At 34.0% G+C, this 6,184-nt stretch carries 8 protein-coding genes and 1 pseudogene; 8 read left to right on the top strand and 1 reads right to left on the bottom strand.

Annotated features, from left to right (window positions below):
* From IGI80_RS18875 to trxB, 8 genes and pseudogenes are all read left to right on the top strand, one after another.
* A pseudogene (locus tag IGI80_RS18875) lies at positions 1-714 on the top strand (T7SS effector LXG polymorphic toxin); the annotation flags it as partial.
* A gap of 60 nt (positions 715-774) precedes the next feature.
* Positions 775-1,398, top strand: a complete 624-nt coding sequence (locus IGI80_RS18870; protein WP_438724280.1) for a hypothetical protein — start codon at positions 775-777, stop codon at positions 1,396-1,398.
* Positions 1,399-1,423: 25 nt separating this feature from the next.
* Entirely contained in the window at positions 1,424-2,122 is a 699-nt protein-coding gene (locus tag IGI80_RS18865) for a hypothetical protein (protein WP_202579619.1), read from the top strand.
* The gene (locus tag IGI80_RS18860) at positions 2,110-2,826 is read left to right on the top strand and encodes a hypothetical protein (protein WP_002371835.1); all 717 of its coding nucleotides are present in this window, start codon (positions 2,110-2,112) and stop codon (positions 2,824-2,826) included. The genes IGI80_RS18865 and IGI80_RS18860 overlap by 13 nt, the downstream gene beginning before the upstream one ends.
* A 239-nt stretch (positions 2,827-3,065) precedes the next feature.
* Positions 3,066-3,512: a hypothetical protein gene (locus IGI80_RS18855; protein ID WP_002357783.1), complete on the top strand. Its 447-nt coding sequence runs from the start codon at positions 3,066-3,068 to the stop codon at positions 3,510-3,512.
* 8 nt (positions 3,513-3,520) lie between these two features.
* Positions 3,521-3,970, top strand: a complete 450-nt coding sequence (locus IGI80_RS18850) for a DUF5085 family protein (RefSeq protein ID WP_002357782.1) — start codon at positions 3,521-3,523, stop codon at positions 3,968-3,970.
* A 73-nt stretch (positions 3,971-4,043) separates the two neighbouring features.
* Positions 4,044-4,544 carry a hypothetical protein gene (locus IGI80_RS18845; protein ID WP_002357781.1) on the top strand — a complete coding sequence of 167 codons (501 nt, stop codon included), beginning with the start codon at positions 4,044-4,046 and terminating at the stop codon, positions 4,542-4,544.
* 157 nt (positions 4,545-4,701) lie between these two features.
* Positions 4,702-5,616, top strand: coding sequence for a thioredoxin-disulfide reductase (trxB, locus tag IGI80_RS18840; protein WP_002357780.1), 915 nt, complete (start codon positions 4,702-4,704; stop codon positions 5,614-5,616).
* A 42-nt stretch (positions 5,617-5,658) separates the two neighbouring features.
* Here the strand turns inward: trxB and IGI80_RS18835 are convergent, their stop codons facing one another.
* Positions 5,659-6,120, bottom strand: a complete 462-nt coding sequence (locus IGI80_RS18835) for a hypothetical protein (protein ID WP_002355960.1) — start codon at positions 6,118-6,120, stop codon at positions 5,659-5,661.
* Positions 6,121-6,184: the final 64 nt, after the last annotated feature.

Raw genomic sequence — 6,184 nt, 5'->3', positions numbered from 1 at the left:
TCCAGAATTAAACGAATGTCAGACGGTACTTTAGTCATCAAAAAAGCCGGAAAATGGTTGAGTAAGTTTGATAAACTAGCCGGAATTGATAAATATATGAGAAAGGGCAAAGACTTTACCCGACTAAGTACCTCGGGCGGTTTAAAACAATTTACTGATTTAGGTGATTCATTACTGGATAAATTGAAGTTAGTGGATAAAAATGTTGTATTAAAAGGATCAAAACAAGCATTCAAAGAATCAGTTAAAGGAATTGGCAAAGGAACTTTAAAGAGTGCTGGTGGTGCGTTGAAAAAAAGCGTAAGTTTTGGGATGAACGGTGTTGTGAAAGATGCCAAAGCATTAGTCAATGCAAAAGGTGCAGGAAAAATTGTGCCAGGGTTGAACATAGCTTTAGGAGCTGTAGATGTCGTTCAAGGAATCAGCAAGAGTGAGAAACAAGCAAGAAAAGACGGCTTGAAAGGGCATGAAATTACCGCAAGTAAAGTTGGCGGTGCATTGGTGGATGTCGGGAAAGTGGCGGTGACAACGGCGGTGATAGGAGCGGCTGGTGCTGTAGCAGGATTTTTTGGCGCTCCTGTTGTGGGTGTGGTAGGAGCAGGTATTGCAATGTCCTGGGGAATAAATTTCTTAGATAAGAAGTTTAAAGCAACAGAAAATTTAAAACATGGAGTTAATTCAATGATAAAAGGCATTCGGGGGTGGGGAAAATGAAAGATATAATAAAAAATTACATTCCAAATCAATACAAAATAAGGAACAATAAAAAGAGGCTTGTATATACTTTTAGCTACATTCTTATTGCAGATTTTTTATTATGTATTTGGTAATGATATAGTAATTGATAAGCTATTTCTAGATATATTAACCTTTATCACTATATTTATAATAGTTGTAAATCTAAGTATATATTTAAATTATGTTTTCAAAAGCAGTATAAATAAGTGGGCAGGAATTTTTTTCTATGTATCTATGATAGTGGATATATTTTTGATACTAGGTTGTATATCATTTTTATTAGATAATTCTTTTGAAACTTTTGTCGAAGTTAGTATAGCTACTTTAGTTACATTTGTAATAGCTGAAATTTTATATCTATTCTCTATTAAACGCTCAGTTATCAAAAATAATTATAAAATAAGAGATAAATTTTTTAACTTTCTGCTCAATGGAGTTAGTTTATTAGGGATAGTATTTCTGTTTATATCAGATTTTACAGATAATTGGTTTTTGGGAATCTTAGGTTGTGCATGTATTTTAATCATGACTCTTCTTTTAGCAACTATTCATTTAAATAGAATCCTTCTTCTGTGGAAACCAAATAATTCGAATAATGATCAAACGTCAATCTATGGTAATTCAATTGAAATGATGAAGAACAAGAAAACAAAAAAATAGCTATATTTCTTCAAGAATTAAGTGAATGGCAGATGGTAAGTTGGTCATAAATAAAGCTGGAAAATATCTAAGCAAACTAGATAAATTAACAAGGATTGATAAATACGTAAAACAAGGGAAATCATTTACACGCCTAAGCACCTCAGGCGGTTTAAAACAGTTCACTGATTTAGGTGATTCATTACTGCATAAATTGAAGTTAGTGGATAAAAATGTTGTATTAAAAGGATCAAAACAAGCCTTTAAAGAATCAGTTAAAGGTATTGGTAAAGGAACTTTAAAGAGTGCTGGTGGTGCGTTGAAAAAAAGCGTAAGTTTTGGGATTAATGGTGTTGTGAAAGATGCCAAAGCATTAGTCAATGCAAAAGGTGCAGGAAAAATTGTGCCAGGGTTGAACATAGCTTTAGGAGCTGTAGATGTCGTTCAAGGAATCAGTAAGAGTGAGAAACAAGCCAGAAAAGATGGATTGAAAGGGCAAGAAATTACCGCAAGTAAAGTGGGTGGTGCATTGGTGGATGTCGGGAAAGTGGCGGTGACAACGGCGGTTATTGGAACAATAGGAAGTACAATTGCGGTGGCAGGTGGCCCAGTATGGGCTGTAGTTCTAGGTGGAATTGCTATTTCTGCTGGATTAGAAGAGATAAATAAAAGAACAGGTGCTACAAATATGGCTAAGAAAGCTATTAATTCAATGGTAAAAGGAGTATCTGCATGGTTCAAATAAAAGAAATGTTGAAAAATTTTATCCCGAGTACTTACAAAAAGGTATCAAGAAAATCCTTTACCAGTAAGTCCTTCCTTAGCATTATAGGTGCATTTGTCTTTATATTAGGAATTTTATTTCTTTTCTCTATTTCACTTGATATGAAAGAAACGCTAAATACTAGCTTGAATGATAAACTCATATATTTATCATATGGAACTATATGTGCCAATCTTGTAGGTTTGGTTTTGTTTAGAAAGGAGAAACTACAAAAATTTGTAATTATAATTCCGTATATTACTTGTATCTTAATGTTCTATATAATTATGGCAATAGGTGCATCAATGACAGATAATCCAGTTTCTGATTTAAAATTAGGGATGGTTGGAAGTAACTTACTATGGATTATTGGCGTTCTTATAAATACAGTCTTAGTATGGAAATCAGTGAAAACTTCACATTTTAAAATACGAGATAAATATGCAAACTACTTTATGAATAGCCTATCAATAGCAGGGATTATATTTTTCTTTGTGAGTAAAGTGATTAATAATTTTACTTATGCATATACTGGCATGGTGTTTCTAATTGCAACGCTACAAATACTTGCGACCTTTCACTTTCCAAGAGTTCTTAGATACTGGAAAAAAGAACCAAAGAATGAAAATGCCTCTATATATGGAAATTCCATTGAAATGATAAAGAACAAGAGAACCAAAAAATAGCTATACTTCTTCCATGATTAAACGAATGTCAGACGGTACTTTAGTGATCAAAAAAGCCGGGAAATGGTTGAATAAATGAGATAAATTAACTGGCATTGATAACGTTATGAGAAAAGGTAAAGACTTTACTTGACTCCAAGCACGCAAGGAGGCTTAAAACCAGCCTTCAAAGATTCAATCAAAGGAATTGGTAGGTATTGAAAAATTTAAAAATAGATCGATTTTAGGAAATTAATTTAATGAAAAGAGGGAAAAAGATGATTGAAAAAGTTTCATTGGAAATGAACAATTTAGTGTATATTGAAAAACGAGCAACAACAGATCAATTAGTGGATTTAATTTTACAATCAGAAGAATTAACTTATGAAGAAGGTTTTTATAAAAATGGACCAACAATGATTGAACTAAAACCAACTGAATTAAGTGAAGAAGAACAAACGTATAAATTTTATATTCCTGTGAATGAGCCAGTTGAAAGTGGCGAGATTTTTACTGTAGAAAATATTCATTATGATCATCTAGTTCGTAAAAGAATTCCTTTTGATGATGAACTTGGCGCTAATATTGAGGAAATGACGGATTACTTGCTGGAACAAAAGATTGAATTTGATGATAAATTATTGTTGGTAATGACCTTAGTTTATGATGAATATTGGGTAGATGTTTTAATCCCAACAAAAGAGTAGGTGAAAAAATGAGAAAAACAATTGGCTATAAACAATCATTACATTATCAAAATGTCATCAGTCGTTATTATGTAACGACTTCAGAGGAGATGGGTCGTTGTTTAGAAGATGCTTTGGAAACAATTTTTGAAGCAGATTATTCTTTATCAGACAGCTTTTTCTATTCAATGAATTCTGACATTCGTGAAGAAGAATTGCTGATTCAAGTTTTTTTACCTGTCAATGAAGAATGCCAAGAGAATCTTCCAGCAGAATATCGTTTCCAATCTTATTTTCAGGTGAACAATATGTTAGCAACTAGAGCAAAAGGCGATAAGTTATCTGAATTCTCTAAAGCATTAGAAGAGTTAATCACTATAGTTGTTCAGGAAGATTTGACAATTGTTTCACCAATTTTCTATTGTCCGCAAGTAATAGATAATAAGGTATACACTGATTTGATGATTGGTATTAAATAGTTTTGAACTGATTAGAGTTTTCTCGTAAGGAAAGAGAAGATAAAAGTTTATAAATGAGGAAGAGATATTTGAAGTGAGACTGACTAAGGCAGATGGGTACAAAAAAATTGGTATAGGACTAGGTGTTATTTTTGTCACACTTATTTGCTTGGTATGGTTTTACTTTTCACTCTATAAAAATCCAGTGACAAGTAATATAATTTTTTTTGTTTTTTTAACAGTAGTGGCTATACTAATCAGTGCTTTATCCTTACTTAAATTAATATGTATGTTTGCTTTTTTGATAATCGAAACCGGGATTAATGAGACTAAGTATATCAGAAAATATGGTGGCATTTTATATAGAATGGACAGTCATGGTTTGTCATATCATGAAAAGGGATTTCTAATAGTGCGTAGTTGGTCGGAGGTCATTGATGTAGGACTTTTCAGACAAATGGAAAGTGAAGTTATTTATAATTATCAAATAAAATTTAGTGATGATGATAGACACACTTTTGATTTAAGAGGGAATTATCCAACGATAGCATTCAAAGAAAAAATTGAAGAATTCTGGTTTAAATACAATAGCTAAATTAATCTTCATTCCCCCTCCTAGAAAACACAAAACCGTGGTACAATAACTTACGTAATAGACACACCTACTCCGAATGTCAAAAAAGGGCAGAAAAGTAGACAAGAAATTGTTTAAGGAGTAAAGTAAACTTACTTAAAATTTTGGGGGAAATAAAATGTATGATGTAATTATCATTGGTGCCGGTCCTGCTGGGATGACGGCAGCACTTTATGCATCACGGTCCAATCTTTCTGTATTGATGATTGAACGCGGTGCGCCTGGTGGGCAAATGAACAACACTGCTGAGGTAGAGAATTACCCAGGCTTTGATTCTATTATGGGTCCAGAATTGGCCTATAAAATGTATGAAAATGTAGAAAAATTTGGTACGGAAAATGCGTATGGCATTGTGATGGGCATTGAAGACCACGGATCCTATAAAGAAGTGATTTGTGATGACAAATCTTATGAAGCTAAAGCGGTAATTATTGCAACAGGCTGTGAACACCGAAAATTGGGTGTAAAAGGCGAAGAAGAATTTGCTGGCCGTGGTGTTTCTTATTGTGCCGTTTGTGACGGTGCTTTCTTTAAAAATAAACGCTTAGTAGTCGTTGGCGGCGGCGATTCTGCAGTTGAAGAAGCAATCTATTTAACGCAATTTGCTTCTGAAGTAGTGATTGTTCACCGTCGTGATGAATTGCGTGCGCAAAAAATCATTCAAGATCGTGCCTTTGCAAATGAAAAGATTTCCTTTGTTTGGGATACAGTTGTCGAAGAAATTGTTGGCAATGAAATGGTCGTGACAGGTGTGAAAGCACGGAATGTCAAAACAGATGAAGTTTCTGAAATTGAAGCAAACGGCGTGTTCATTTACGTGGGGCTAGATCCATTAACAGAACCATTTAAAAAAGCTGGTATTACGAATGAGGCTGGTTGGATTGAAACAGACCAAGAAATGAGAACAAAAATTCCTGGTGTTTATGCCATTGGTGATGTCCGTGAAAAAACATTGCGTCAAATCACGACAGCGGTCGGTGAAGGCGGTATTGCTGGACAACAAGTATTTAACTATATTGAAGAATTAAAATAAAAAAATGCTTTTGCCTTTAATAATAAGGGCAAAAGCATTTTTTTAATAGGTTCCTTTAATGACAAAATAAGAGCCGCGAATGGTTCCAGCTAATTTTGATTTTTGACGAGCAAATTTGAATTTTCCTTCAAATTCTGCAGGGATTGCCATACCATCTGAAAGTTTAAACCCAACGGCGCGTTTGCCTTCCTCAGCTAATGTGTACATCACGTTAACTGCTAAGCCGTTTTCATAAAATACATAGGCCATTTTTATGCCGTCTAAAGTGAAAGAAGAAATTTCAAGTGGCTTGTAAGGGAAATGTAATTCTCGTTCTAATAAAATTTTTTCAATCCAGGCCAATGTTTCTGGAGCTTCAGAGGCAGGGACGGTCGTAAAGCGATGTTTGTATTTATTCCAAAAATAGCGAGCTTCATTCGCTCTTAGTCCAGCAAGGGCAGGTGCCACTGGTGAACTTTCTAAACCAATAGTGGCTACTTCTTTAAAATCAACTGTATAAACCATGAATTGATACTCCCATCTTTTCTTTTAAACTAAGTATAACGGTAGCAGGGGTAACGAACAATTA

The sequence above is a fragment of the Enterococcus sp. DIV1420a genome (genome assembly GCF_051712165.1).
GTDB lineage: Bacteria > Bacillota > Bacilli > Lactobacillales > Enterococcaceae > Enterococcus > Enterococcus faecalis.
This window is presented reverse-complemented; position numbering and strand designations above follow the sequence as displayed.

Excerpts from the sequence above, each read along its gene's own strand:
- IGI80_RS18865 (WP_202579619.1), top strand. The coding sequence starts at position 1,424 with ATGGCAGATGGTAAGTTGGTCATAAATAAAGCTGGAAAATATCTAAGC.
- IGI80_RS18860 (WP_002371835.1), top strand. The coding sequence starts at position 2,110 with ATGGTTCAAATAAAAGAAATGTTGAAAAATTTTATCCCGAGTACTTAC.
- IGI80_RS18855 (WP_002357783.1), top strand. The coding sequence starts at position 3,066 with ATGAAAAGAGGGAAAAAGATGATTGAAAAAGTTTCATTGGAAATGAAC.
- IGI80_RS18850 (WP_002357782.1), top strand. The coding sequence starts at position 3,521 with ATGAGAAAAACAATTGGCTATAAACAATCATTACATTATCAAAATGTC.
- trxB (WP_002357780.1), top strand. The coding sequence starts at position 4,702 with ATGTATGATGTAATTATCATTGGTGCCGGTCCTGCTGGGATGACGGCA.
- IGI80_RS18835 (WP_002355960.1), bottom strand. The coding sequence starts at position 6,120 with ATGGTTTATACAGTTGATTTTAAAGAAGTAGCCACTATTGGTTTAGAA.